At 73.3% G+C, this 22323-nt stretch carries 17 protein-coding genes and 1 pseudogene; 11 read left to right on the top strand and 7 right to left on the bottom strand.

Features of this window, described 5'->3' with window-relative positions; genetic code table 11:
- Positions 1-67: 67 nt before the first annotated feature.
- Positions 68-1150, bottom strand: coding sequence for an A/G-specific adenine glycosylase (locus IG02_RS0132315; protein ID WP_234314992.1), 1083 nt, complete (start codon positions 1148-1150; stop codon positions 68-70).
- A gap of 153 nt (positions 1151-1303) precedes the next feature.
- Positions 1304-1963 carry a phosphatase PAP2 family protein gene (locus IG02_RS0132310; protein WP_037804936.1) on the bottom strand — a complete coding sequence of 220 codons (660 nt, stop codon included), beginning with the start codon at positions 1961-1963 and terminating at the stop codon, positions 1304-1306.
- 193 nt (positions 1964-2156) lie between these two features.
- On the opposite strand from IG02_RS0132310, the gene IG02_RS0132305 reads away from it, so the two are divergent.
- Positions 2157-3071 carry a hypothetical protein gene (locus IG02_RS0132305; RefSeq protein WP_030756064.1) on the top strand — a complete coding sequence of 305 codons (915 nt, stop codon included), beginning with the start codon at positions 2157-2159 and terminating at the stop codon, positions 3069-3071.
- A 61-nt stretch (positions 3072-3132) separates the two neighbouring features.
- On the opposite strand, the gene disA is transcribed toward IG02_RS0132305, so the two are convergent.
- Both disA and radA read right to left on the bottom strand, forming a co-directional pair.
- On the bottom strand, positions 3133-4257 hold the full coding sequence (gene disA / locus IG02_RS0132300) for a DNA integrity scanning diadenylate cyclase DisA (protein ID WP_030756061.1): 1125 nt from the start codon (positions 4255-4257) through the stop codon (positions 3133-3135).
- Positions 4258-4301: 44 nt separating this feature from the next.
- A complete protein-coding gene (gene radA, locus IG02_RS0132295) occupies positions 4302-5711 on the bottom strand; it encodes a DNA repair protein RadA (protein WP_030756058.1) in 1410 nt (469 codons plus the stop codon).
- A gap of 301 nt (positions 5712-6012) precedes the next feature.
- On the opposite strand from radA, the gene IG02_RS42345 reads away from it, so the two are divergent.
- Complete coding sequence (locus IG02_RS42345) at positions 6013-7797, top strand: RNA polymerase sigma factor (RefSeq protein WP_234314997.1); 1785 nt, start codon at positions 6013-6015, stop codon at positions 7795-7797.
- Positions 7798-7894: 97 nt separating this feature from the next.
- On the opposite strand, the gene IG02_RS0132285 is transcribed toward IG02_RS42345, so the two are convergent.
- Positions 7895-8836, bottom strand: coding sequence for a hypothetical protein (locus tag IG02_RS0132285; protein WP_030756053.1), 942 nt, complete (start codon positions 8834-8836; stop codon positions 7895-7897).
- Positions 8837-8877: 41 nt separating this feature from the next.
- On the opposite strand from IG02_RS0132285, the gene IG02_RS0132280 reads away from it, so the two are divergent.
- The 4 genes and pseudogenes from IG02_RS0132280 to ilvD all read left to right on the top strand — a co-directional run bounded on the left by IG02_RS0132280 (position 8878) and on the right by ilvD (position 13866).
- Positions 8878-9810 carry a Ppx/GppA phosphatase family protein gene (locus IG02_RS0132280; protein ID WP_030756050.1) on the top strand — a complete coding sequence of 311 codons (933 nt, stop codon included), beginning with the start codon at positions 8878-8880 and terminating at the stop codon, positions 9808-9810.
- Positions 9811-9832: 22 nt separating this feature from the next.
- A pseudogene (locus IG02_RS0132275) lies at positions 9833-10636 on the top strand (sugar phosphate isomerase/epimerase family protein); the annotation flags it as partial.
- A gap of 542 nt (positions 10637-11178) precedes the next feature.
- A complete protein-coding gene (locus tag IG02_RS0132270; RefSeq protein WP_030756044.1) occupies positions 11179-11826 on the top strand; it encodes a TetR family transcriptional regulator in 648 nt (215 codons plus the stop codon).
- 189 nt (positions 11827-12015) lie between these two features.
- Positions 12016-13866, top strand: coding sequence for a dihydroxy-acid dehydratase (ilvD, locus tag IG02_RS0132265; protein WP_030756041.1), 1851 nt, complete (start codon positions 12016-12018; stop codon positions 13864-13866).
- 201 nt (positions 13867-14067) lie between these two features.
- Here the strand turns inward: ilvD and IG02_RS0132260 are convergent, their stop codons facing one another.
- Positions 14068-16572, bottom strand: a complete 2505-nt coding sequence (locus tag IG02_RS0132260) for a protein kinase domain-containing protein (protein WP_030756037.1) — start codon at positions 16570-16572, stop codon at positions 14068-14070.
- Between the two features lie 153 nt (positions 16573-16725).
- Between IG02_RS0132260 and IG02_RS0132255 the strand changes: the two genes are divergently transcribed.
- The 5 genes from IG02_RS0132255 (at position 16726) to proC (ending at position 20655) form a co-directional block, all read left to right on the top strand.
- The gene (locus tag IG02_RS0132255; protein ID WP_030756035.1) at positions 16726-17064 is read left to right on the top strand and encodes a peptidase; all 339 of its coding nucleotides are present in this window, start codon (positions 16726-16728) and stop codon (positions 17062-17064) included.
- Between the two features lie 110 nt (positions 17065-17174).
- Positions 17175-17792, top strand: coding sequence for a hypothetical protein (locus IG02_RS0132250; RefSeq protein ID WP_107055756.1), 618 nt, complete (start codon positions 17175-17177; stop codon positions 17790-17792).
- A 184-nt stretch (positions 17793-17976) separates the two neighbouring features.
- Positions 17977-18744, top strand: coding sequence for an ABC transporter ATP-binding protein (locus IG02_RS0132245; protein WP_030756032.1), 768 nt, complete (start codon positions 17977-17979; stop codon positions 18742-18744).
- A complete protein-coding gene (locus IG02_RS0132240) occupies positions 18741-19652 on the top strand; it encodes an ABC transporter permease (protein ID WP_078855008.1) in 912 nt (303 codons plus the stop codon). Before IG02_RS0132245 ends, IG02_RS0132240 begins: the two co-directional genes overlap by 4 nt.
- A 193-nt stretch (positions 19653-19845) precedes the next feature.
- On the top strand, positions 19846-20655 hold the full coding sequence (gene proC / locus IG02_RS0132235; protein WP_030756028.1) for a pyrroline-5-carboxylate reductase: 810 nt from the start codon (positions 19846-19848) through the stop codon (positions 20653-20655).
- 43 nt (positions 20656-20698) lie between these two features.
- Here the strand turns inward: proC and trpS are convergent, their stop codons facing one another.
- Complete coding sequence (gene trpS, locus IG02_RS0132230; RefSeq protein WP_030756025.1) at positions 20699-21733, bottom strand: tryptophan--tRNA ligase; 1035 nt, start codon at positions 21731-21733, stop codon at positions 20699-20701.
- Positions 21734-22323 lie beyond the last annotated feature (590 nt).

Genomic DNA, 22323 nt, shown 5'->3' with positions numbered 1-22323 from the left:
TGCGAGTAAGGACACAGGGGAGAGGACGGTGCCCGGCAGGGCGGGGGCGGCGCCTCGCGGGGAGCCGTCAGCCCTGTGGCAGCCGGTAGAGGCCGTTGTCCAGGGGCTCGACCAGACCGTCGGCGACCAGGCCGTCCAGCGCCCTGGCCCGCTGCACGGGCTCGTTCCACACGGTGTCCAGGACCGCCTGCGCGACCGGGCCCGGCGCGTCGCGCAGGACGGCGAGGAGGCGGCCCCGCACCTGGCGGTCCGTACCCGCGTAGGTCTGGCCGCGCCGCGCCGGACCCTCGTGCGCGGGCTTGCCGGCCAGCCGCCAGGCGCACCGGGTGGCGATCGGGCAGCGTGCGCACCCCTCGTTCTTGGCCGTGCACACCAGGGCGCCCAGTTCCATGGAGGACGCGGCCCAGCGGGCCGCCGTACCGGGGTCCTCGGGCAGCAGCGCGCGGGCGAGCTTGCGCTCGGCGGCCGTCGTCGCGTTCGGCGGGTACTGGACACCGGTCACGGCGCGGGCGAACACCCGGCGGACGTTGGTGTCCAGCACGGCGTGGCGCTGTCCGTACGCGAACGAGGCCACCGCCGCCGCCGTGTACTCGCCGATCCCGGGCAGCGAGAGCAGCTGCGCGTGCTCGCGGGGTACGTCACCGTCGTACCGCTCCGTTATCGCCTGGGCCGCGCCGTGCAGCCGCAGCGCGCGGCGCGGGTAGCCGAGCCGTCCCCACGCGCGGACCGCCTCGCCCGGCGCCTCGGCGGCCAGGTCGGCGGGGCGGGGCCAGCGGGCGAGCCACTGTTCGTACACCGGGAGCACCCGGCTGACGGGGGTCTGCTGGAGCATGAACTCACTGACCATCACACCCCAGGCGCCCGCCTCTGGGCGGCGCCAGGGAAGGTCGCGCGCGTTGGTCTCGAACCACGCGATGACGGGGGTGTGCAGCGCGGCCGGGTCGCCGGCCGTCACCGTCGCCCCGCCGGAGGCCGGGAGCGCGGAGGCCGGGAGCGCGGAGGCCGGGGCCCTGCGGTCCGGGACGCTCTCGGCCGGCGGGGCACCGGCGGGGGCCGGGGGTGCGGGGGCCGCGGCCGCGGTGGCCGGGGCCGTGTGCGGCGGAGTCGTATGGGGCGGCGTGGGGGGCGAGTGCGGGGAAGTAGCAGTCATGGCACTTCCGATCCTGGCACGGGAGGGCGCGAGTACGGTGCAGCGGGCGGGCATACGCCGGAGGTTGTCGCCGGGGCGCGTGCGATCGCACCCTGACGGACGTACGCCCGCGTGCGCGGCACCGTTTCGCAGCGCTCGTGCGGTCGCGCGCCGTCAGGCTCCGGTGCGGGCGCGCGCCCGCGCGCGTCGGTGTCCGCCGCCCGCTCCCTCTCCCGGGCCGGCCAGGAACAGCGCGAGCCCCGACCGGCTGGTGCGCATCGCCTCCACGAGCCCCTGGACGGGCCGTACGGCCGCCAGCATCACCAGCGTCGCCACCACGCCGCCCAGCACCAGGCCGACCGCCACGTCATGCGGGTAGTGGACGCCGACGAAGACCCGGGAGAACGCCATCAGCACCGCCATCGGCACGGTGAGCCAGGCCAGCAGCGGCCGGCAGATCACGAGGGCGATCGCGGCGGCCGCACCGATCGTGGAGTGGTTGCTCGGGAAGGACCAGTCGCCCACCGGCGGGCAGGTGACCAGCGGAGCCGCGGCTCCGGCGACCGCCCTGCACGGTCTGTCCTCGGTCAGGAAGGACTTGGTGAGCTCGCTGCACGCGTAGGCGATGGCGGTGGCGAGCGGGGCGAGGAGGGCCAGGGCGACGGCCCGTGAGCCCTTGGTGCGGTCCGACCACCAGACCGTTATGAAGAGCAGACCGAACAACAGCAGTCCGGCCTCCGTCCAGAGCTCGGCCAGGTGCTGGAACCACGTGGGGGTGGTATGGGCGAAGTCGAGGATGTCGCGATACAGATCGCTGGTTGCGCTGCTGTTCATGAGGAGAACGTACAGAGTTCGCCGGGGGTTCCCCGACCAGGAGGCCCGTGACGGGCGCCCGACGAAAGCGGATGGCGTGGGTCATCCGGGGACGAGCCGAACACCACGCCGTGGAACGATGATCCTCAAAAGTTGCCGGGCCGGACGGTATATGGGGCGGGAGTTGGAGCCGATCTCTCGTAGAGTTCTTGTCGTGGGATCTCTGCGCAATCCGGTCGGGCCGCTTCCCTCCACCATCTACTGGCGACGGAGGGCTGTCGCGGCGACGCTGGTCGTGCTGCTCGCGCTGCTCGTCGTATGGGTCGTCACCTCCGCCGGGGGCGGCGGAGGGAAGGGCAAGGACGCGTCCGACGGCGCGAATCCCGCGGCCTCCATCACGCCCGGACCGCCCGGCTCGGGTCCCGCCATCAGCGAACAGCCCGGTGGCGGCGGAGATTCGGAAGGCTCCGGCGGATCCGGCGACGACGGTGGCGACGGCTCGTCCGGCGGCTCCGGCGGCTCGGGCGGCTCCGGTTCGGACACCGGGAGCGGCGACGGGAAGAACGGTGGCGCCGAGGGCGGCGACACCGCCGGTACGGGCGGCTCCGGTTCGGGTTCCGCGGGCTCCGGCGGCTCGGCGTCCGGCGGCGGTGCCGGGAGCGGCGCCGGCGGTGGTACGGGCGGCGGGGGCACCCCGGGCCGCCAGGTGCCGGCCGACTCCGCTCTCCCCAACTGCCCGTCAGGCGCGATCAGTCTGCGCCTCCTCACCAGCAAGGTGGCCTACGGGCCGGACGAGAAGCCGGGGTTCCGGCTGGCCGTCACCAACTCCTCCGGCACGACCTGCAAGACGGACCTCGGCCCGAAGGCCGTCGTCCTGACGATCACCGACGCGGACGACGAGCAGGTGTGGTCGTCCGAGGACTGTGCGAAGGACGGCCGGCTGCTGTTCGAGGTGCCGGCGGGGGCGACCGTTACGCGGACCGTGGAATGGGACCGCAAGCAGAGCCGTCCCGAGTGCGCGACCCCGCCCGCCGCACCGGTCGGTGCCGGCACGTACCTGGTCGAGGCCAAGGCGCCGGGCGTGTCCGTGGAGCAGGGCCGGCAGTCGATCCGCCTGGAGAAGGACTGACGGCCGACGGCCGTACCGTACTGACGCTCCCGGGCGGTCGGACCCACCCGCTCCAGGGTGGTCAGACGTACCGCTCCAGGATGGACGACTCCGCCAGCCGCGACAGGCCCTCGCGCACACTGCGCGCCCGCGCCTCGCCCACCCCGTCCACCGTCTGGAGGTCGTCCACACTCGCCGCCAGCAGCTTCTGCAGGCCCCCGAAGTGCTCCACCAGCCGCTCGATGATGGCGCCCGGCAGCCGCGGCACCTTGGCCAGCAGCCGGTAACCGCGCGGCGAGACCGCCGAGTCCAGCGTCTCCGGGGCCCCGCTGTATCCCAGCGCGCGGGCCACGATGGGCAGTTCGAGCAGCTCCGGGTGGCTCAGCGAGTCGAGCTCGGCCAGCGCCTCATCGACCGTACGGGACCGCTTCGCGGTCGGCTCCGGCACGTAGTCCCGCGCGACCAGGTCCCGCTCCGGGGCCACGCCCGCGATCAGCTCGTCCAGTTGGAGGGAGAGCAGCCGGCCGTCGGTGCCCAGCTCCACCACGTACTCGGCGATCTCCGTGGCGATCCGGCGCACCATCTCCAGGCGCTGTGCCACCGCCGTCACGTCCCGGACCGTCACCAGGTCCTCGATCTCCAGCGCGGAGAGCGTGCCCGCGACCTCGTCCAGGCGCAGCTTGTAGCGCTCCAGGGTCGCCAGCGCCTGGTTGGCGCGGGAGAGGATCGCGGCCGACTCCTCCAGCACCCGGCGCTCGCCGTTCACGTACAGCGCGATCAGGCGCATCGACTGCGACACGGAGACGACGGGGAAGCCGCACTGCTTGGACACCCGGTCCGCGGTGCGGTGGCGCGTGCCCGTCTCCTCCGTGGGGATGGAGGACTCCGGGACCAGCTGGACACCGGCCCGCAGAATCTTGGTGATGTCTTTGTCCAGGATCAGCGCGCCGTCCAGCTTGCACAGCTCGCGCAGCCGGGTCGCGGTGAACTCCACGTCCAGTACGAAGCCGCCGGTGCACATCGCCTCGACGGACTTGTCCATGCCGAGGACGATGAGACCGCCGGTGTTCCCCCGCAGGATCCGCTCCAGGCCGTCACGCAGGGCCGTACCCGGCGCCACCGCGCTCAAGGAGGCGCGCATCAGCGCTTCGTTGCCGGAGCCCGGGCCGGACTTTCCGGGTGCTGATGCCCGGTCGTTGGCTGCCACTGCACTCCTCCGGCTCGTACGGATGGGCGAGACCAGGGCAAAGTCTACCGGCGCACGCCGTCCTCCCGTGGGGCGTCCGCACGACCCCGGCGCGGCAGGACCCTCAGAGCATCGCCCATGTCGGCGACTTCCGTGACCTTCATACCGGCCGGGACTTTGCCCGGGTCGGTCGGCACGAGGGCCTGGGTGAAGCCCAGCCGGTGCGCCTCGGCGAGCCTGCGCTGCACGCCCGTGACCCTTCTGACCTCGCCCGCGAGTCCCACCTCGCCGATCGCGACCAGATTCTTCGGCAGGGGGGTGTCACTGGCGGCGGAGGCCAGCGCGAGCGCCACCGCCAGGTCGGCGGCGGGCTCGGAGAGCTTCACACCGCCGACCGTCGCGCTGTAGATGTCGCGCTTGCCGAGCGCGCTGATGCGGCCGCGCTGCTCCAGCACGGCGAGCATCATCGAGACGCGTGAGGTCTCCAGACCGGAGGTCGTCCGCCGGGGGGAGGGGATCTGTGAATCGACGGTCAGCGCCTGCACCTCGGCCACCAGCGGACGCCGCCCTTCGAGCGTCACCGTCAGACAGGTGCCGGGCACCGGCTCGTCACGCCTGGTCAGGAAGAGCCCCGAGGGATCGGCGAGCCCGGTGATCCCCTCGTCGTGCAGCTCGAAGCAGCCGACCTCGTCGGTCGCGCCGAACCGGTTCTTGACGCCCCGGACGAGCCGCAGCCGGGCGTGCCGGTCGCCCTCGAAGGAGAGCACGACATCCACCAGGTGTTCGAGCAGGCGGGGGCCCGCGATCGCGCCGTCCTTGGTGACGTGGCCCACCAGCAGCGTGGCCATCCCGCGCTCCTTGGAGGCCCGGATGAGCGCGCCCGCGACCTCCCTGACCTGGGCCATCCCGCCCGGCGCGCCGTCGATCTCGGGAGAGGCGACGGTCTGTACGGAGTCCATGATCAGCAGCGACGGCTTGACCGCGTCGAGATGGCCGAGGACGGCGGAGAGGTCCGTCTCGGCCGCGAGGTAGAGGTGGTCGTGGATGGCGCCGATGCGGTCGGCGCGCAGCCGCACCTGGCTGGCGGACTCCTCGCCCGTCACGTACAGCGTGCGGTGCTCGTCGCTCGCCGCCTTCGCCGCGACGTCGAGCAGCAGCGTCGACTTGCCGACGCCCGGCTCGCCCGCGAGCAGCACCACCGCCCCGGGCACCAGACCGCCGCCGAGCACACGGTCCAGCTCGTCGACCCCGGTGGACCGGGCCGTGGCCGTGCGGACGTCGACCTGGGCGATGGGGAGCGCGGCGGCGGAGACCCGGCCGGCGGAGGTCGTCCGCACGGCGGGCGCGCCGTACTCCTCGACCGTGCCCCACGCGTGGCACTCGGGGCAGCGGCCGAGCCATTTGGCGGTCGTCCAGCCGCATTCGGTACAGCGGTAGGACGGCCGGTCCTTGGCGGATTTCGTACGGGCAGCCATGGCGTCACCGTATAGGGGGCCACTGACACCCGGGGCGCTCGCCCGCCCCGGCCGGTCCCGTCGGGTGCGGCGAGCCGCGTGGTGAGCCCCGTGGTGAGCCGAGTGGTGCGCCGGGGTGAACCGCGTGGTGACCGACTGGCGACTCATGTGGCGCATGCTGCCTTTACCACTCGGAGTGCTGCCAAAACCCCCCGGATCGCGGGATTTCTGTTCTCTTTCGGGGGATACATTCACCCGTAAGGAGTAAATATGCTCAAGCGGTGTGAAGGGTGCGGACCGGCCTGACTACCGTCGCCGGGTGATGAGCCGCAGCCCCGAGACCTCCCCGCACAACCCCGGCGCACACCGTGTCTTCTGTCGTGCGCCCCGACCGGCGGCAAAGCGCCCTCCGGCGCGGTACGAGCGATTCGAGCGGTACGAGCCGTATCTGGACGGCCTGTTCACCTACTGCCTCTCCGTACTCCGCGACCACGACGCGGCGACGGAGGTGCTCGGCGAGGTGCTGTCCGTCGCCGAACGGCAGCACGGGCGGTGCCCTTCGGGCGCGGGGGAACGCAAGGTGTGGCTGTACGCGCTCGCCCGGTGGGCGTGTCTGCGCCGGCTCACCCGACGGCGCGCGGGCCGTGGGGGCGTGAGCCGCGGGGGTACGAACCGTGGGGGCGCGCACGCGAGCGGCCGCACTCCGGAGCCCGCGGCGGGGGCGCCGGAGGCCGGGGCCGGGGCGCCGGAGGCCGGGGTCTCCCCGGAGACCGCCGAGCGCCGTCGCCGTGAACTCGCCCTGCTGGCCTGGCCCGAGGCGGCGGGTACGACCCCGGAGCAGCGCGAGGCGCTGGAGCTGGCGGTCCGTCACCGGCTGGGCCCCGGCGACATCGCGGCCGTGCTGTCGATGGAGCCGACGGCGGCGCGCGACCTGCTCGCCTCCGCCACCTGCGAGGTCGACCGGACGCGGGCCGTGCTCGCCGTGGCGGACACGGGCGACTGCCCGTCGGTCGAGCGGCTGACCGGTGGCCGGCGGGCGCTGCTCTCGTCCGCGCTCCGCCGTGAGCTGGTCCGCCACGTGGACGACTGCCCGCGCTGCCGCCGCGCCGCCGAACGCGCCGAAGCGGCGGGCCCCTGGCCGGGCTCCTACGTGGCGCAGGCGCACGAGGGCCCGGACCGGGACGTCAACGCCGCCCGGGACCTCGGCGTCGCCCGGGACGTCAACGCCGTCCGGGCCGTCGCGCGGAGCGCCGCGGCCACCGGACTCCCGCTGGTCCGGGCGGAGCGGACGGCCACGTACACCGCCATGGCGCACGTCCCCCGGGCCCGCTCGGCGGCGCCGCGGTTCGGGCGGAACGGGTTCCCCCTGGACCCCAAGGACCGGGCCGCCCGGCGGGAGAGGATCCGGGCCAGGGCGGTGACGACCACCGTCGTCGCGACCGTCGTCGCGGCTCCCGTGCTCGCCCTCTGGGCCGCCCACCGGGGCGCGCCCGTCCCGGGGGAGAGCCACGGAGGGCTCTCGGTCAGCGCCGCGTCCGGGGGGCCGCCCGTGCTCAGCGAGGGGCCGCCGCACGGGCGCTCCGAGCACTACGAGAACGCCGGCAACGCCGGCCATGTCCTGGACCGCCCCGGTTTCGGCCCCGGCCGGGCCCCGGAACTCTCGGTCGAGGTCGTCAACGACGGTACGCACCCGGCTCACCCGGCTCACCCGTCACGCTCGTCGCACCCGTCCTCCGGCCGGATCGCCACCGAGGCGTGGTCCACCGGGGACACCACCGTCATCACCCTCAAGGCCGCGGGTGGCGAACCCGTCTCCTGGACCGCCGGGACCACCGCGCCCTGGCTCGCGCTGAACCGCCACTACGGCACGCTCACGCCCGGCGACACCACCGCCGTCCGGGCCGCCGTGGACCACCGGCGGGAGCCCTCCGGCCCCTGGAGCGCGCGGATCGCGCTGTACCCGGCCGGTTCACTGGTGAAGATCTACGGCTACGGCAGCAAGCCCCCGGCCCTGGCCCGACCGCATCCATCGCACCCGGGCCACACCGGCCACCCGGGCCGTTCCGGTCGCCCGGATCCCGTCGAACCTCCCGGTCACGGGAGATGATCCGGTGACCGCGGTCTCCCGGCGCGTCCGGACGGGTCCGCCGGACCCGTCCGTACCGCCCGCCCGGGCCCGTACCGTGCGGCCCGCCCGCCGCGCGTCAGCCGCCCGCCGAAGGGCCCGCCGGAGGATCCGCCGGATGCGGCGCCACCAGCGGCAGCGTGCTCGCCAGCCGCTGTTCGCACAGCCCGACGAGCACGTCGTACGCCTCCTTGCCCATCAGCTCCGTCAGCTCGGGCCGGTACGTACGGAACACCGGCTCGCCAGCCCCGTGCGCCGAGGTCGCCGACGTGCACCACCAGTGCAGATCGTGGCCGCCCGGCCCCCAGCCCCGCCGGTCGTACTCCCCGATGGTGACCTGGAGGACACGCGTGTCGTCGGGCCGCTCGATCCAGTCGTACGAACGCCGCACCGGCAGCTGCCAGCAGACGTCCGGCTTCGTCTCCAGCGGCTCGCGCCCCTCGCGCAGCGCAAGGATGTGCAGCGCGCATCCCGCACCGCCGGCGAAACCCGGCCTGTTCTGGAAGATGCACGAGCCGTTCCAGCGACGCGTCTGACGCTCGCCGTCCTCCTCGTCGATCTGTGTCCAGCCCGTGGCCGTCCCCACGTCATGGAACTGCCAGAGCTCCGGCGTGAGCCGGGCGACGTGCCCCGCGACCCGCTCCTCGTCCTCCTCGTCCGAGAAGTGCGCGCCCAGCGTGCAGCAGCCGTCGTCGGCGCGGCCGGCCTGGATGCCCTGGCAGCCGCTGCCGAAGACGCAGCTCCAGCGCGAGGTGAGCCACGTCAGGTCGCAGCGGAAGACCTGTTCGTCGTCGGCGGGGTCAGGGAACTCGACCCAGGCGCGCGCGAAGTCGATCCCCTTCTCGTCGGACTCGTCCCATCCGCCGGGCGGACCGGACGTACTGGACGCGTCGGACGCACCGGGTGCGTCGGAAGCGTCGTCCAGCACGATGCCGATCACCACCTCCTCGGCCTTCCGGCGGCGGTCCTGCTTCTTGGGGTCCTTGGCTTTGTCCTGCTTCGCCTTTTTCGTCTTTGGCACGGGTCCCAGCGTATGCGTGTCACCGCAGTAGCGTTCGGTTCATGAGACTCGGAGTCCTCGACGTCGGTTCGAACACCGTCCACCTGCTCGCGGTCGACGCCCACCGCGGCGCCTGCCCGCTGCCCGCGCACTCGCACAAGGCGGAGCTCAGGCTCGCCGAGCTGCTGGACGAGAACGGCGCCATAGGACCCGACGGGGTCGACCGGCTGGTGTCCACGATCGCCGACGCCCTCCAGGCGGCGGAGGACAAGGGCTGCGAGGCGGTGCTGCCGTTCGCCACCTCCGCCGTACGGGAGGCCACCAACGCCGATCAGGTGCTCGGCCGGGTCAAGAGCGAGACCGGCGTCGACCTCGAAGTCCTCACCGGCGAGCAGGAGGCCCGGCTGACCTTCCTCGCCGCCCGCCGCTGGTTCGGCTGGTCCGCGGGGAAACTGCTGGTCGTGGACATCGGCGGCGGTTCGCTGGAGATCGCGTACGGCATCGACGAGGAGCCGGACGCGGCCGTGTCCCTGCCGCTGGGCGCGGGCCGGCTCACCGCGGGCTGGCTGCCCGGCGATCCGCCCGACCCGATAGACGTACGGGCGCTGCGCCGGCACGTGCGCGCCGAGATCGCCCGTACGGTCGGGGAGTTCGCGCGGTTCGGCTCCCCCGACCACGTCGTGGCGACGTCCAAGACCTTCCGGCAGCTGGCCCGCCTCACCGGTGCCGCCCGCTCCGCCGACGGCCCCTACGTACAGCGCGAACTGAGTCGTACATCACTGGAGGAGTGGGTGTCCAGGCTCGCCGCGATGCCCGCCGAGCGGCGCGCGGAGCTGCCCGGCGTATCGGCGGGACGATCGGCACAACTGCTGGCGGGAGCGCTGGTGGCGGAGGCGGCGATGGACCTCTTCGGCGTCGAGACGCTGGAGATCTGTCCCTGGGCGCTGCGCGAGGGGGTCATCCTCCGTCGTCTCGATCAACTCCCTACGAGCTAGCTGGGGCCCGTACGCTGTCCCCGTGGCAGAACCAGTGGTGCGCGTCCCGGCAGCGAAGGTCGCCCTGTCTACGGCCTCGGTCTATCCGGAGTCGACGGCGACGGCCTTCGAGATCGCCGCGCGCCTGGGGTACGACGGTGTCGAGGTCATGGTGTGGACCGATCCGGTCAGCCAGGACATCGAGGCGCTGCGCAGGCTCTCCGACTACCACCAGGTGCCGGTCCTCGCAGTTCACGCGCCCTGTCTGCTGATCACGCAGAGAGTCTGGTCGACGGATCCGTGGGTCAAGCTCCAGCGGGCCCGCGCGGCGGCCGAGAAGCTCGGTGCCTCGACGGTGGTGGTGCATCCGCCGTTCCGCTGGCAGCGCCAGTACGCGCGGGACTTCGTCAGCGGCATATGGCGGATGGCCGGCGAGACGGACGTGCGATTCGCGGTCGAGAACATGTACCCGTGGCGCTACCGGGACCGTGAGCTGCTCGCGTACGCCCCCGACTGGGACGTCACGAAGGACGACTACCGGCACTTCACCGTCGACCTCTCGCACACCGCGACCGCCCGCGCCGACGCCCTGGCCATGATCGACCGGATGGGGGACCGGCTGGGACACGTGCATCTCGCCGACGGCAGGGGCTCGGGCAAGGACGAGCACCTGGTGCCGGGGCGGGGCACGCAGCCGTGCGCGGAGCTGCTGGGGCGGCTCGCGGAGAGCGCGTTCGACGGGCATGTGGTGATCGAGGTCAACACGCGGCGGGCGATGTCGGCGGCGGAGCGCGAGGCGGACCTGGCGGAGGCGCTGGCGTTCGCGCGCCTGCACCTGGCGGCGTCGGCGGCCGGCGAGTCCGTCATGGCCGCCGCCGCGCCGGCCACCGCTTCGGCTGCCGGGACCACGGCCGCCGCCTCCTCGGCCGACGCGGCGACGACGGCTGATACGTCGGCGGCTGATACGGCGGGGGCGACGGCGGGCCGGGGTGCGGGCCGGGGCCGCGGCCGGGGCACCAGGGCCGCCCGCGCGGTGTCGGCGGCGTCGGGAGCCGCCCGTACCGCTCGCTCCCGTCTCCCGGGCCGGTCGGGCCTTCCTGGACCTGCGGGGCCTGCGGGGCCTGCGGGACCTGCGGGACCTGCTGGGCCTGCTGGGCCTTCGGGGGCTTCAGGCTCGGGCTCTTCGGGCTCTTCGGGCTCCTCCTCGGGCTCTTCCGGCTCCTCTACGGGATCCTCTTCGTCATCCGCCGGCTCTTCGCGATCTTCGAACCCTTCGCGTTCTTCGGGTTCGTCCGGCCGTTCAGGCTCCTCCGGGTCCTCCGGATCCACGAGGGGCTCCGGGGCCGCCGAATCCTCCGGTCCGTCCGGTCCGTCCGGCCCGGGCCTGTCGTGAACGGTACGGCTCCGCGCCGCCGGGGCCGCGGCCGTCCCTCCCGCGAGGACACCGGCACCGGCCCCAGCGCCCGGCAGCGCATCCTGGACGCGGCGCGCGCGGAATTCGCCGAACGCGGCTACGACAAGACATCCGTCCGGGGCATCGCCAAGGCCGCGGGCGTCGACGCGGCGCTCGTGCACCACTACTACGGCACGAAGGACGAGGTCTTCGCCGCCGCCATCGAGGTCTCCTTCGAACCGGCGCTGGTCCTGCCCGCCGTACTGGCCGGCGACCGCGAGGGCATCGGCGAGCGGCTCGCACGCACCTTCATCGGCGTCTGGGAGAACCCGGGCACGCGGGCCCCGCTGCTGGCGGTGATCCGCTCCGCGCTGACGCACGAGGCCGCGGCCGGGGTCCTGCGCACGTTCGTCCTGCGCAGGCTGCTGAGCCGGGTCGTGGAGGAGCTGGACGTACCGGATCCGACGTTCCGCGCCGAGCTGGCCGCTTCTCAGATGGTCGGGATCGCGATCCTGCGGTACGTGATCCGGGCGGAGCCGCTGGCCTCGGCGGACCCGGAGGAGATCATCGCGCAGGTGGCGCCGACGCTCCAGCGCTACCTGACCGGAACCGACCCGCACTCCGGCTCCGAGGCGGACGGCTGACGCCTGACGCCTGACGCCTGACGGCCAACGGTCGACGGCCGACGCTTGTGCGGCGGGCCGGGGCCGCGGGCGCCCGGGTCCGTGCCCAGAACCTGAACACATATCCCGTATGCCGGACGGCATGTCCAGATCTTGGATCCAGGGCGTACGCTCGAAGGAGTTTTGTTTCCGCTGAAGGAGCGAGCGACGATGCCCCAGCTGAGGTCCCGCACTGTCACCCACGGCCGCAACATGGCGGGCGCACGCGCCCTTATGCGTGCCTCGGGCGTAGCGAGCGAGGACATCGGCAAGCCGATCGTCGCCGTCGCCAACTCCTTCACGGAGTTCGTGCCCGGCCACACCCACCTCGCCCCGGTGGGCCGGATCGTCTCCGAGGCGATCAAGGCCGCGGGCGCCGTGCCGCGCGAGTTCAACACCATCGCCGTGGACGACGGCATCGCCATGGGCCACGGCGGCATGCTCTACTCCCTGCCGTCCCGCGACCTGATCGCCGACTCCGTCGAGTACATGGTCGAGGCACACTGCGCCGACGCGCTGATCTGCATCTCCAACTGCGACAAGATCACCCCCGGCATGCTGATGGCCGCGATGCGCCTCAACATCCCGACGGTCTTCGTCTCCGGCGGCCCCATGGAGGCCGGCCGCGCCACGCTCGTGGACGGTACGGTCCGCAAGCTCGACCTGATCAACGCGATCTCCGACGCCGTCAACGAGAGCGTCTCGGACGAGGACATCCTCCGTATCGAGGAGAACGCCTGTCCGACCTGCGGCTCCTGCTCCGGCATGTTCACCGCCAACTCGATGAACTGCCTGACCGAGGCCATGGGCCTCTCCCTGCCCGGCAACGGCTCGGTCCTCGCCACGCACACCGCCCGTCGCGCGCTGTACGAGAAGGCGGGCGCGACCGTCGTCGAGATCGCCAAGCGCTACTACGAGCAGGACGACGACACCGTCCTGCCGCGCAGCATCGGCAGCCGGGCCGCGTTCGACAACGCCATGGCCCTCGACATCGCCATGGGCGGCTCGACCAACACCATCCTCCACCTGCTCGCCGCCGCCCAGGAGGCCGAGCTGGACTACGACCTCGCGGACATCGACGCCGTCTCGCGCCGCGTCCCCTGCCTGGCGAAGGTCGCGCCGAACGTCGCTCCCGGCGGTACGTACTACATGGAGGACATTCACCGGGCGGGCGGCATCCCGGCCATCCTCGGCGAGCTGTACCGGGGCGGGCTGCTCAACGAGGACGTGCACACGATCCACTCGCCGAGCGTCAAGGACTGGCTGGAGACCTGGGACGTGCGGGGCGGCTCGCCGTCCGAGGAGGCCGTCGAGCTCTGGCACGCGGCCCCCGGCTGCAAGCGTTCCGCCGAGGCGTTCTCCCAGTCGGAGCGGTGGGACTCGCTCGACACCGACGCGGCGAACGGCTGTGTGCGCGACATCGCCCACGCCTACTCCGAGGACGGCGGCCTGGCGGTGCTCAAGGGCAACCTCGCCGTCGACGGCTGTGTGGTGAAGACGGCCGGCGTGGACGAGTCGATCTGGACCTTCGAGGGCCCGGCCGTCGTCTGCGAGTCGCAGGAGGAGGCCGTGGAGCGGATCCTGCTCAAGCAGGTGAAGGAGGGCGATGTCGTCGTCATCCGCTACGAGGGCCCGCGCGGCGGCCCGGGCATGCAGGAGATGCTCTACCCGACCTCGTACCTGAAGGGCCGCGGGCTGGGCAAGGCGTGCGCGCTGATCACCGACGGCCGTTTCTCGGGCGGCACGTCCGGTCTGTCGATCGGCCACGCCTCGCCGGAGGCGGCCTCGGGCGGCACGATCGCGCTGGTCAACGACGGTGACCGGATTCGGATCGACATCCCGAACCGCTCGATCGAGCTGCTCGTCCCGGAGGAGGAGCTGGCGGAGCGGCGCGCGGCGCTGAACGGCGTGTACGGGCCGGCCGACCGCGACCGGAAGGTGTCGGCGGCGCTGCGGGCGTACGCGGCGATGGCGACGAGCGCGGACAAGGGCGCGGTCAGGGACGTGTCGCGACTCGGCTGAGGCCGCGGACCGGGGCCGGGCGGGCGGCCGATCGGGGCCGCCGGCGCCGGGGCCGAGACCATGGGCTCCGGGCTTTCAAAAAGCCCCGAGGGCTCAATCCACGGCCGGCCGTGGGCCGCCGCCCCAACGCCCATGCCCACGGCCCACGGCCCGGTCGGCTCCCGCCTCACCAACGCACCAGATCACCGTCTCACCGGCAGCTCACCAGCGCGCCGGATCCCGGCCGGGAACGGCGAAGACGGAACCGTCGGGCGCGGTGGCGAAGACCCTGCCCGACGGGTCGGTGACCGGTGCGGGCAGGGTCCCCGAGAGGGTGTATTTCCCCTCGCTCATCCGGGGCTCTGTCTGCCCCACCAGCACCCCGCGTTCCGTGGACACGGCGAGCAGCCGCCCGTCGCCCCCGCTCAGGAAGAGGTGCCCACCGGCGACGGTCGGTCGCGAGGCCCGCGTGACGGACGTCTCCAGCCGCCAGCGCTCGGCGGCGCCCTGCCCGTCGTCGTCCTGCCTGGCACCTCCCGGTCCGTCCTCGGCCGGCCCGCCACCGTCCTCCATGCCGACGGCGAGGAGCGAGCCGGCGTAGCCGATGACGTACACCGTTCCGTCGTCGCCCACGGTGGCCTGGGCCTGGTCGACCGGTGCGGTCAGCGTGACCCGTCGTACGGTACGGCTCGCCGTGTCGACCCGTACGACGGCCTCGGTGATGCCGTCCGTGTCGTCCGCCAGCAGGAACAGGGCCCGGCCGGAGGATCCGGCCGGGCGCAGATTGCCGGCCGGCCGCTTCTCCCACAGCAGGGCGCCGTTCGCCGGGTCCACGGCGCTGACCTCGGTGGTCGAGCCGTCGGGCGCCGGCGTCACCGCGAACAGCGGCCCCTCCGGTGCGGCCGTCCACATCGCGCCGGGGCCACCGCGCCGCTCGGCCCACCGCTCCTCGCCCGTGGCACCGTCGAGAGCGCGCACCAGACCGTCGTACGTGAGGAGCAGCACCGTGTCGCCCGTGTGCTGAATCCCGGCGTACGAAGAGAGGCCGATCCCCCAGCGCCGCTCGCCCGAGGTGGGGTCGAGCGCCTCCAGCCGGGTGCCGCCGGAGGTGAGGACGTGCAGCAGCCCGCCGCAGAGGACCGGCGCGGCTGCCCCGTCGGCGTCGCTGGTGGTACGGCTGTCCCGTACGGACCAGTCGACGGCGCCGTCGGCCGGGTCGAGCCGGGCGGCGGTGAGGCCGGGGGCGGAGCAGTAGACGCCCGGATCCCCGTCCGAGCCACCATCGGAGTCACCGGAGCCGGTGACTCCGGTGGAGCAGACGGGCATGCGGTTCCCGCCCGTACCGGAGTGGAGGGTGGTGTGCCAGGGCCGGAACGCCCCCTCCGCACGGCCACGTGACGTGTCACGGGCGGCTGTGCCGTCGGAGCCGTCGCCCAGGACGCGCACCCCGACGAAGCCGGCCACGGCCAGGGTCGCGACCACGGCACCGGCGGCGACCAGGCGGCTCGTGCGGCGGGACAGGCGGAGGGCGGGACGGAGAGCGGGACGGGGACGAAGCGGAGACGGGCGGTCGGCCGAGGCGCCCCCACCGTTCCCGGCGGTTCCACCGTTCCCGGCGGTCCCACCACCTTCGGCGGCCCCACCAACCCTGGCGGCCCCACCACTTCCGGCGGTCCCACCACTTCCGGCGGCCCCACCGCCCGCAGTCGGCTCAACGTCCCCGTCGGTCCCGTGGCCTTCCGGCGCGCTGGGGTGCGTGGCCGGGGCCGGATCACCGGCCGTCGCCTCCTCCGGCCGGCGCTGCGCGGGCACGAGCGGGGTCGCGCCGCCCCGCGCCGCCCCCGTCCGGCCGGCCTCTTCGACGCCGGTCCTGTCCAGGGGAGCCGCCTCCGGTGCGTGCCCGTGCCCCGTGCGCAGCGCGGTCATCACCTCGTCCGGCGTCGGCCGGTCGGCGGGCTCCTTCGCCAGGCAGCGCGAGACCAGCGGCAGGAGCTGGTCGGGGACGCCCGCCAGATCCGGTTCGTCGTGCACGACCTGGTACGCCACGATGTACGGGCTGTCCGAGTCGAACGGTCCCCGCCCGGTCGCCGCGTGCACCAGCACGGCGCCCATCGCGAACACATCGGCGGCCGGTCCGACTTCACGCGGCCGCTGGAACTGCTCGGGTGCCATGAACGGCGGTGTGCCGATCAGCTTGCCCGTCTCCGTCCGCAGGTCACTGTCGGCGGGCCGGGAGATCCCGAAGTCGATGACCTTCGGGCCGTCCGCCGCCAACAGGACGTTGCCGGGCTTGAGATCGCGGTGCACGACGCCGGCGCGGTGGATGTCCCGCAGCCCCTCGGCCAGCCCGGCGCCGAGCCTGACCAACTCCCCGGTCCCCAGCGGGCCCGTGCGCCTCACCCGGTCGGAGAGGGTGGGGCCGTCGATGAACAGCGTGGCCATCCAGGGACGTTCGGCGTCCGGATCGGCATCCACGACAGGCGCGGTGAAGGCCCCGCTCACCCGCCGCGCGGCCGTGATCTCCTGCCGGAACCGGGCCCTGAACTCGGGGTCCGAGGCGTGGTTCGCGTGTACGACCTTGACGGCCAGCCGCAACCCCGAGTCGGACGTGGCCAGATGGACCACACCCATTCCGCCCGCGCCCAGGACGCCCTCGAGCGGGTAGCGGCCCGCGTAGTCCGGATGCTCCGCTTCCGGGGCCGACCCGGTGTTGCGCAGTGGTGGCATCGCCCACCCCCGTTTATTCGTGCGCGTTTTCGTGCGCGAGCGCGACGCACGGAGCCTAATCGATGGTGCGTGTCATCCAGCCATGGCTTGCTAGCCTGCGCGGCGCGGAGTGCGCACCTTCGATGGCGCACCTTCACTGGGGGAGGGGACCGTATGTCGGTCGAAGAAGTTGAGAGCGTGGCGGGGGACACGGCGGGGGACACGGCGGCCGAGGCGACGGAGATGGCCGAGGTCGCGGTGGCGGCCACGCGCTACCCCGTGGCCCCGGGCTACCGGCTGAACGTCAGGAGCGGTCCGGGCACGAACTACCGGCTCGTCAAGGTGTTGCCGTACGGGGCCACCGTCCCGATCAATTGCCAGAAGCCGGGGGAGCGGGTCTCGGGCCCGTACGGGACCACCGACATCTGGGACAACATCGCCAATGGGCAGTACGTCTCGGACGCGTACGTGCTGACGGGCAGCAACGGCTACGTGGCGGTGCGCTGCTCCTGATCTCTCGCGGCCCTCGCGGCCCTCGCGTCCGCCGTGTCCGCCGTGTCCACCGGTCCGGCCGTTCGGGCGGACAGACGAGGGTCGCGGGCACATATGGGGATAATCGCCGCATGAGCGATCATCTCGTGCAGCAAGGGAAGCCCGTGTCCGCGCCCGCCGTCGGTACCGGCGGTCGCGGACAGTACGGCCGAGGCGTTCATGGCACCCGGCCTCGCCAGGACGGCGAGGACCAGCGGGGCCGGCGCCGCGTCGGTGGCCCGGAGCCCGAGGGCCTCCGTTTCTTCGGTACGACCTGGGTCGGCCACGACCGTGGCTACGCGGTCCGGCGTGCCGGCGTCTCCGCGGGCGCGCTGGCCGCCACGGTCGCCGCCTGCCTCCTCCTCCGCTTCGCCTACGAGGGCCTGCGCAGCGCGGCGGTGGGGTTCTTCGTGCACGCGCTCGTCGTGGTGGTGTTCGCGGTGTGCGGCGCCATCGCCTTCCAGAGCACCTGGGACGGCTTCCGGCGCCGCCCGGCCGACCCGGTCCGCGAGGAGGCCCTGCGCGGCGTCAGGACGGTCGGCTTCATCGGCTCGCTGCTCGCGTACTTCCTCCGTTCCCTGACCGAGGCCCCCGGCGAGGGCCTGCGCCGCCGCGAATACGCGACCGCCCTGACCCGGCACGAACGCCGCCGGGGCCACCGCGCGGCGGCGACCGGGAGACCCGACGCCGAGCAGCACGGGCGCGTGTAGGGCACCGCACCCACCGCCTCCGGACCCGTTGCCGCCCTGCCGGCGAGCCAGGGGACCGCCGCCCGGGGGCCGACCGCCCCCGGGCCCGAGGCGGGCGCGACGGGGGGCGCGACGGGGGCGCGACGGATGCGGACGGGGGCACGTCCCTTGACGACGACGGTCACCCACGCCCATTATTCATCACATGATGAATTACTCCGAGGCTGCCGTCCGAGCCCGGGGCCTCACCGTGCGGCGTGCCGACCGAACGGTTCTGCGGGGACTCGACTTCGCCGTACCGCCCGGCCGGATCACCGGACTTCTCGGCCCCTCCGGTTGCGGCAAGTCGACCCTCATGCGGGCCGTCGTCGGCACCCAGGCCAAGGTCACCGGCACCCTCGACGTCCTCGGCCGGCCCGCGGGCCACGCCGCGCTGCGTGCCCGGATCGGCTATGTCACCCAGGCCCCCTCCGTCTACGACGACCTCACCGTCCGGCAGAACCTGGACTATTTCGCCGCCGTGCTCGACCCCGGTCGCGCTCGCCGCTCCGCCCGCCGCGACGCCGTCGTCCGCGCCATCGCCGACGTCGACCTCACTCCCCACGCCGACGCGCTCGCCGGGCGGCTCTCCGGCGGTCAGCGCAGCAGGGTCTCCCTCGCCGTCGCGCTGCTCGGCGCGCCCGAACTGCTGGTCCTGGACGAACCGACCGTCGGGCTCGACCCCGTACTCCGCCGCGACCTGTGGGAGCTCTTCCACCGCATCGCGGCCGAACGCGGCACGACGATCCTCGTCTCCTCCCATGTCATGGACGAGGCCGAACGGTGCCACCGGCTCCTCCTCATGCGCGAGGGCGAACTCCTCGCCGACGACACCCCGGACGCCCTCCGCGCCCGTACGCACACGGAAACCGTCGAAGCGGCCTTCCTCCACCTCGTCGACGAGGCCGCCGCCCTCCAGGGGAGCACCCGATGACCACCGGACCCACGCCCCCGGAACCCACCGGACCGACGCACACCGGCCGTACGGCCACCGACGGCACACCCGTGCCCGCCACCCGCGCACCGGCCACGGCCCAGGCGGATGCCCCGGCCGCTCCCGATCCCGCCGCCGCGCCCCCGCCCCCGAGCACGCCCCCCTCCCCGTTCACCGGCGCCCGCACCCTCGCCACGGCCACCCGCGTCCTGCGTCAGCTGCGCCACGACCCGCGCTCCATCGCGCTGATGATCCTCGTCCCCTGCGTGATGCTGTTCCTGCTGAGGTACGTGTTCGACGCGAACCCCCGGACCTTCGACTCCATCGGCGCCTCACTGCTCGGCATCTTCCCGCTGATCACGATGTTCCTGGTGACCTCGATCGCCACCCTGCGCGAACGCACCTCGGGCACCCTGGAACGCCTCCTCGCCATGCCGCTCGGCAAGGCCGACCTGATCGGCGGCTACGCCCTCGCGTTCGGCCTGATCGCCGTCGTCCAGTCCGCCCTCGCCACCGCTCTGGCGACCTGGGTCCTCGGCCTGGAGGTCATCGGATCGCCGTGGCTGCTCCTGCTGGTCGCGCTGCTCGACGCCCTGCTGGGGACGGCCCTCGGCCTGTTCGTCTCGGCCTTCGCCTCGTCCGAGTTCCAGGCGGTGCAGTTCATGCCGGCGGTGATCTTCCCGCAGCTGCTGCTGTGCGGCCTGTTCACGCCGCGTTCCGCCATGCACCCCGTCCTGGAGGCGGTCTCCGACGCCCTGCCCATGTCGTACGCCGTCGACGGGATGAACGAGGTCCTGCGCCACGCGGACGTCACCGGCGCCTTCGTCCGCGACGCGCTGGTCGTGGCGGGCTGCGCCGTCCTCGTCCTCGCCCTGGGCGCGGCGACGCTCCGCCGCCGTACGGCGTAGAAAGCGGCACCGCGGGGCGGGCGCCCCGCAGAGCGCGCCCGCCACCCGCGCGCCCGCGCGCCCGCCGCCCACGAGCACCCCGCCGTATCGCGTACCGCCCTGCGGACACCTCGGCCCGTCACCCGCCCCCGGTGCGAGGATGGGATACGGACGACAGCCGCCCGCCCCATCCCACCGACGAGGTGACCCCGAAATGCCCCAGACAGTCGCAGTCCTCGGCACCGGCAAGATCGGGGAGGCCCTGCTCAGTGGCATGATCCGCGCGGGCTGGCACTCCGCCGACCTGCTCGTCTCCACCCGCCGCGACGAACGCGCGGCGGAACTCCGCGACCGCTACGGCGTCGGGTCCGTCACCAACGCCGACGCCGCCAAGCGCGCCGACATCCTCATCCTCGCCGTCAAGCCGCAGGACATGGGCAGGCTCCTGGACGAGCTGGCCCCCCACGTCACCCCCGACCGCCTGGTCATCAGCGCCGCCGCCGGGATCACCACGGCCTTCATCGAGGGACGGCTCGCCACCGGCACCCCCGTCGTCCGCGTCATGCCCAACACGCCCGTCCTGGTCGACGAGGGCATGTCCGTCATCTCGGGCGGCAGCCACGCCCTCGCCGTCCACCTGGCCCACGCCGAGGAGATCTTCGGCGGCGTGGGCAAGACCCTGCGGGTCCCCGAGTCCCAGCAGGACGCCGCCACCGCGCTCTCCGGCTCCGGCCCCGCGTACTTCTACTTCCTGGTCGAGGCCATGACCGACGCGGGCATCCTGCTCGGACTGCCCCGCGCCCAGGCGCACGACCTGATCGTCCAGGCCGCCGTCGGCGCCGCCGTCATGCTGCGCGACAGCGGCGAGCACCCGGTGAAGCTGCGCGAGGCCGTGACCTCCCCGGCCGGCACGACCATCAGCGCCGTACGGGAGCTGGAGAACCACGGCGTACGAGCCGCCCTCATCGCCGCCATCGAAGCGGCCCGCGACCGCAGCCGCGCCCTGGCCACCGGCAACGGCTGACCGCGGCCGGCCGCCAGGTGCCCGGCCGGCCCGGACGGCCGTGTCAGCGGACGGGCGGCAACAGCCCGATGGCCGCGTACGCCGCGTCGACCACCGGCCGGGCCGTCGCCCGCGCCCGCTCGGCGCCTTCGCGCAGCACCGTGTCGACATGGCCCGGGTCGGCGGCCAGGGCCGCGTGGCGCTCGCGCAGCGGACGCAGCAGCTCGACGACGGCGTCCGCGGTGTCCTTCTTCAGCGCGCCGTATGAGTCGTACGGACCCGCCAGCTCCCGAGGATCCGCGGCCTCGCCGAGACCGGCCCGGTTCGGGCCCCCGCAGGCGGCGAGGATCTCCAGCAGGTTGGTCACGCCCGGTTTGGCCTCCCGGTCGTACACGACGTCCCGCCCGGTGTCGGTGACCGCCCGCATGATCTTCTTGCGCACCACATCGGCGTCGTCCAGCAGATGGACGGTCCCGGCGGACACACCGTGCGACTTCCCCATCTTCGACGTGGGGTCCTGGAGATCCATCACCCGCGCGGCCAGCGGCGGCCGGGTGGCCCTGGGCACGGTGAACGTGTCCCCGTACCGCCGGTTGAACCGTACGGCGAGGTCCCGGGTCAGCTCGACGTGCTGGGTCTGGTCCTCCCCGACGGGGACCTCGTGCGCGCCGTAGGCCAGGATGTCCGCGGCCATCAGCACGGGGTACGACAGCAGGGAGAACCGCACGCCGTCGCCGGCCGCCAGGGCCTGGGCGCTCTTCTCCTTGTACTGGATCATGCGCCGCAGCTCGCCGTCCGTCCCGGTGCACTCCAGCAGGTACGAGAGCCGCGTGTGCTCGTCCACATGGCTCTGCACGAATACGGTGCACAGCGCCGGATCGAGCCCCGCCGCCAGGAACAGCGTGGCGACCTGCCTGGTGAGCCGGCGCACCCGGGCCGGATCGTGTTCGACGGTCAGTGCGTGCAGGTCCACCACGCAGAACAGCGCGTCGGCCCGGTGCTGGTCCACCTCGACCCACTGCCGCACGGCGCCGAGATAGTTGCCCAGCGTCAGATGGCCGGTCGGCTTGACCCCACTGAAGATCCGCGTCCGCGTCATCACTGTCTCCTCACCCTGGTCCTTCTGGTCCTTCTGGTCCTTCCGGTCCGTGGACCGGCCGTTCGGACCCGCCGCCTCGAGCGGCCGGACTCCCGGGAGGGAGAAACAACAACGGCCGCCGAGGCGGCGGCCGTTGAACGCATACGTGTCGGTGGGCCGCCGTCAGGCGGCCCACCACAGAAGTGCGCACGTACGCGAAGTCATGGCACCCAGACTAGCGCCGGACGCCCCAAGTTGACAGGCAGGACATGCGCCCGTAATGTGCTCCGGGCTGTTCGACGTGAGCGCCGACCCCTGGTCGGTCCCCGAACAGCCATTCCGCAGGGCCAACACGAGAAGCAGCGACATCTGGTCGCTCTGTTTCGCGTGCGTCCTTCGCGAAATGAGGAATCCGCGTTCGAAGGGACGCAGCTCCACTCCGATTAGCTTCGGGGCCGGGCATTCCGCTAGAGTCTCACTCGCCGGAAGGGCCCCAGGGCCCGGAAGGAGCCCCCGCTGACTGGGAATCAGGCCCGAAAGGATCTGATAGAGTCGGAACCGCCGGAAAGGGAAACGCGAAAGCGGAGAACTGGAAAGCGAAACCCCGCTCC

The organism is Streptomyces sp. NRRL F-5135 (assembly GCF_000719775.1).
In the GTDB taxonomy this organism is placed as follows: domain Bacteria; phylum Actinomycetota; class Actinomycetes; order Streptomycetales; family Streptomycetaceae; genus Streptomyces; species Streptomyces hebeiensis.
Note: the sequence above shows the minus strand (reverse complement) of the source record. Positions and strands in the feature narration are given on the sequence as shown.

Bases quoted from the DNA above. Each gene is read 5' to 3' on its own strand.
- IG02_RS0132315 (WP_234314992.1), bottom strand. From the start codon at position 1,150: ATGACTGCTACTTCCCCGCACTCGCCCCCCACGCCGCCCCATACGACT.
- IG02_RS0132310 (WP_037804936.1), bottom strand. From the start codon at position 1,963: ATGAACAGCAGCGCAACCAGCGATCTGTATCGCGACATCCTCGACTTC.
- radA (WP_030756058.1), bottom strand. From the start codon at position 5,711: ATGGCTGCCCGTACGAAATCCGCCAAGGACCGGCCGTCCTACCGCTGT.
- IG02_RS42345 (WP_234314997.1), top strand. From the start codon at position 6,013: ATGAGCCGCAGCCCCGAGACCTCCCCGCACAACCCCGGCGCACACCGT.
- IG02_RS0132280 (WP_030756050.1), top strand. From the start codon at position 8,878: ATGAGACTCGGAGTCCTCGACGTCGGTTCGAACACCGTCCACCTGCTC.
- ilvD (WP_030756041.1), top strand. From the start codon at position 12,016: ATGCCCCAGCTGAGGTCCCGCACTGTCACCCACGGCCGCAACATGGCG.
- IG02_RS0132260 (WP_030756037.1), bottom strand. From the start codon at position 16,572: ATGCCACCACTGCGCAACACCGGGTCGGCCCCGGAAGCGGAGCATCCG.
- IG02_RS0132255 (WP_030756035.1), top strand. From the start codon at position 16,726: ATGTCGGTCGAAGAAGTTGAGAGCGTGGCGGGGGACACGGCGGGGGAC.
- IG02_RS0132250 (WP_107055756.1), top strand. From the start codon at position 17,175: ATGAGCGATCATCTCGTGCAGCAAGGGAAGCCCGTGTCCGCGCCCGCC.
- IG02_RS0132245 (WP_030756032.1), top strand. From the start codon at position 17,977: ATGATGAATTACTCCGAGGCTGCCGTCCGAGCCCGGGGCCTCACCGTG.
- IG02_RS0132240 (WP_078855008.1), top strand. From the start codon at position 18,741: ATGACCACCGGACCCACGCCCCCGGAACCCACCGGACCGACGCACACC.
- proC (WP_030756028.1), top strand. From the start codon at position 19,846: ATGCCCCAGACAGTCGCAGTCCTCGGCACCGGCAAGATCGGGGAGGCC.
- trpS (WP_030756025.1), bottom strand. From the start codon at position 21,733: ATGACGCGGACGCGGATCTTCAGTGGGGTCAAGCCGACCGGCCATCTG.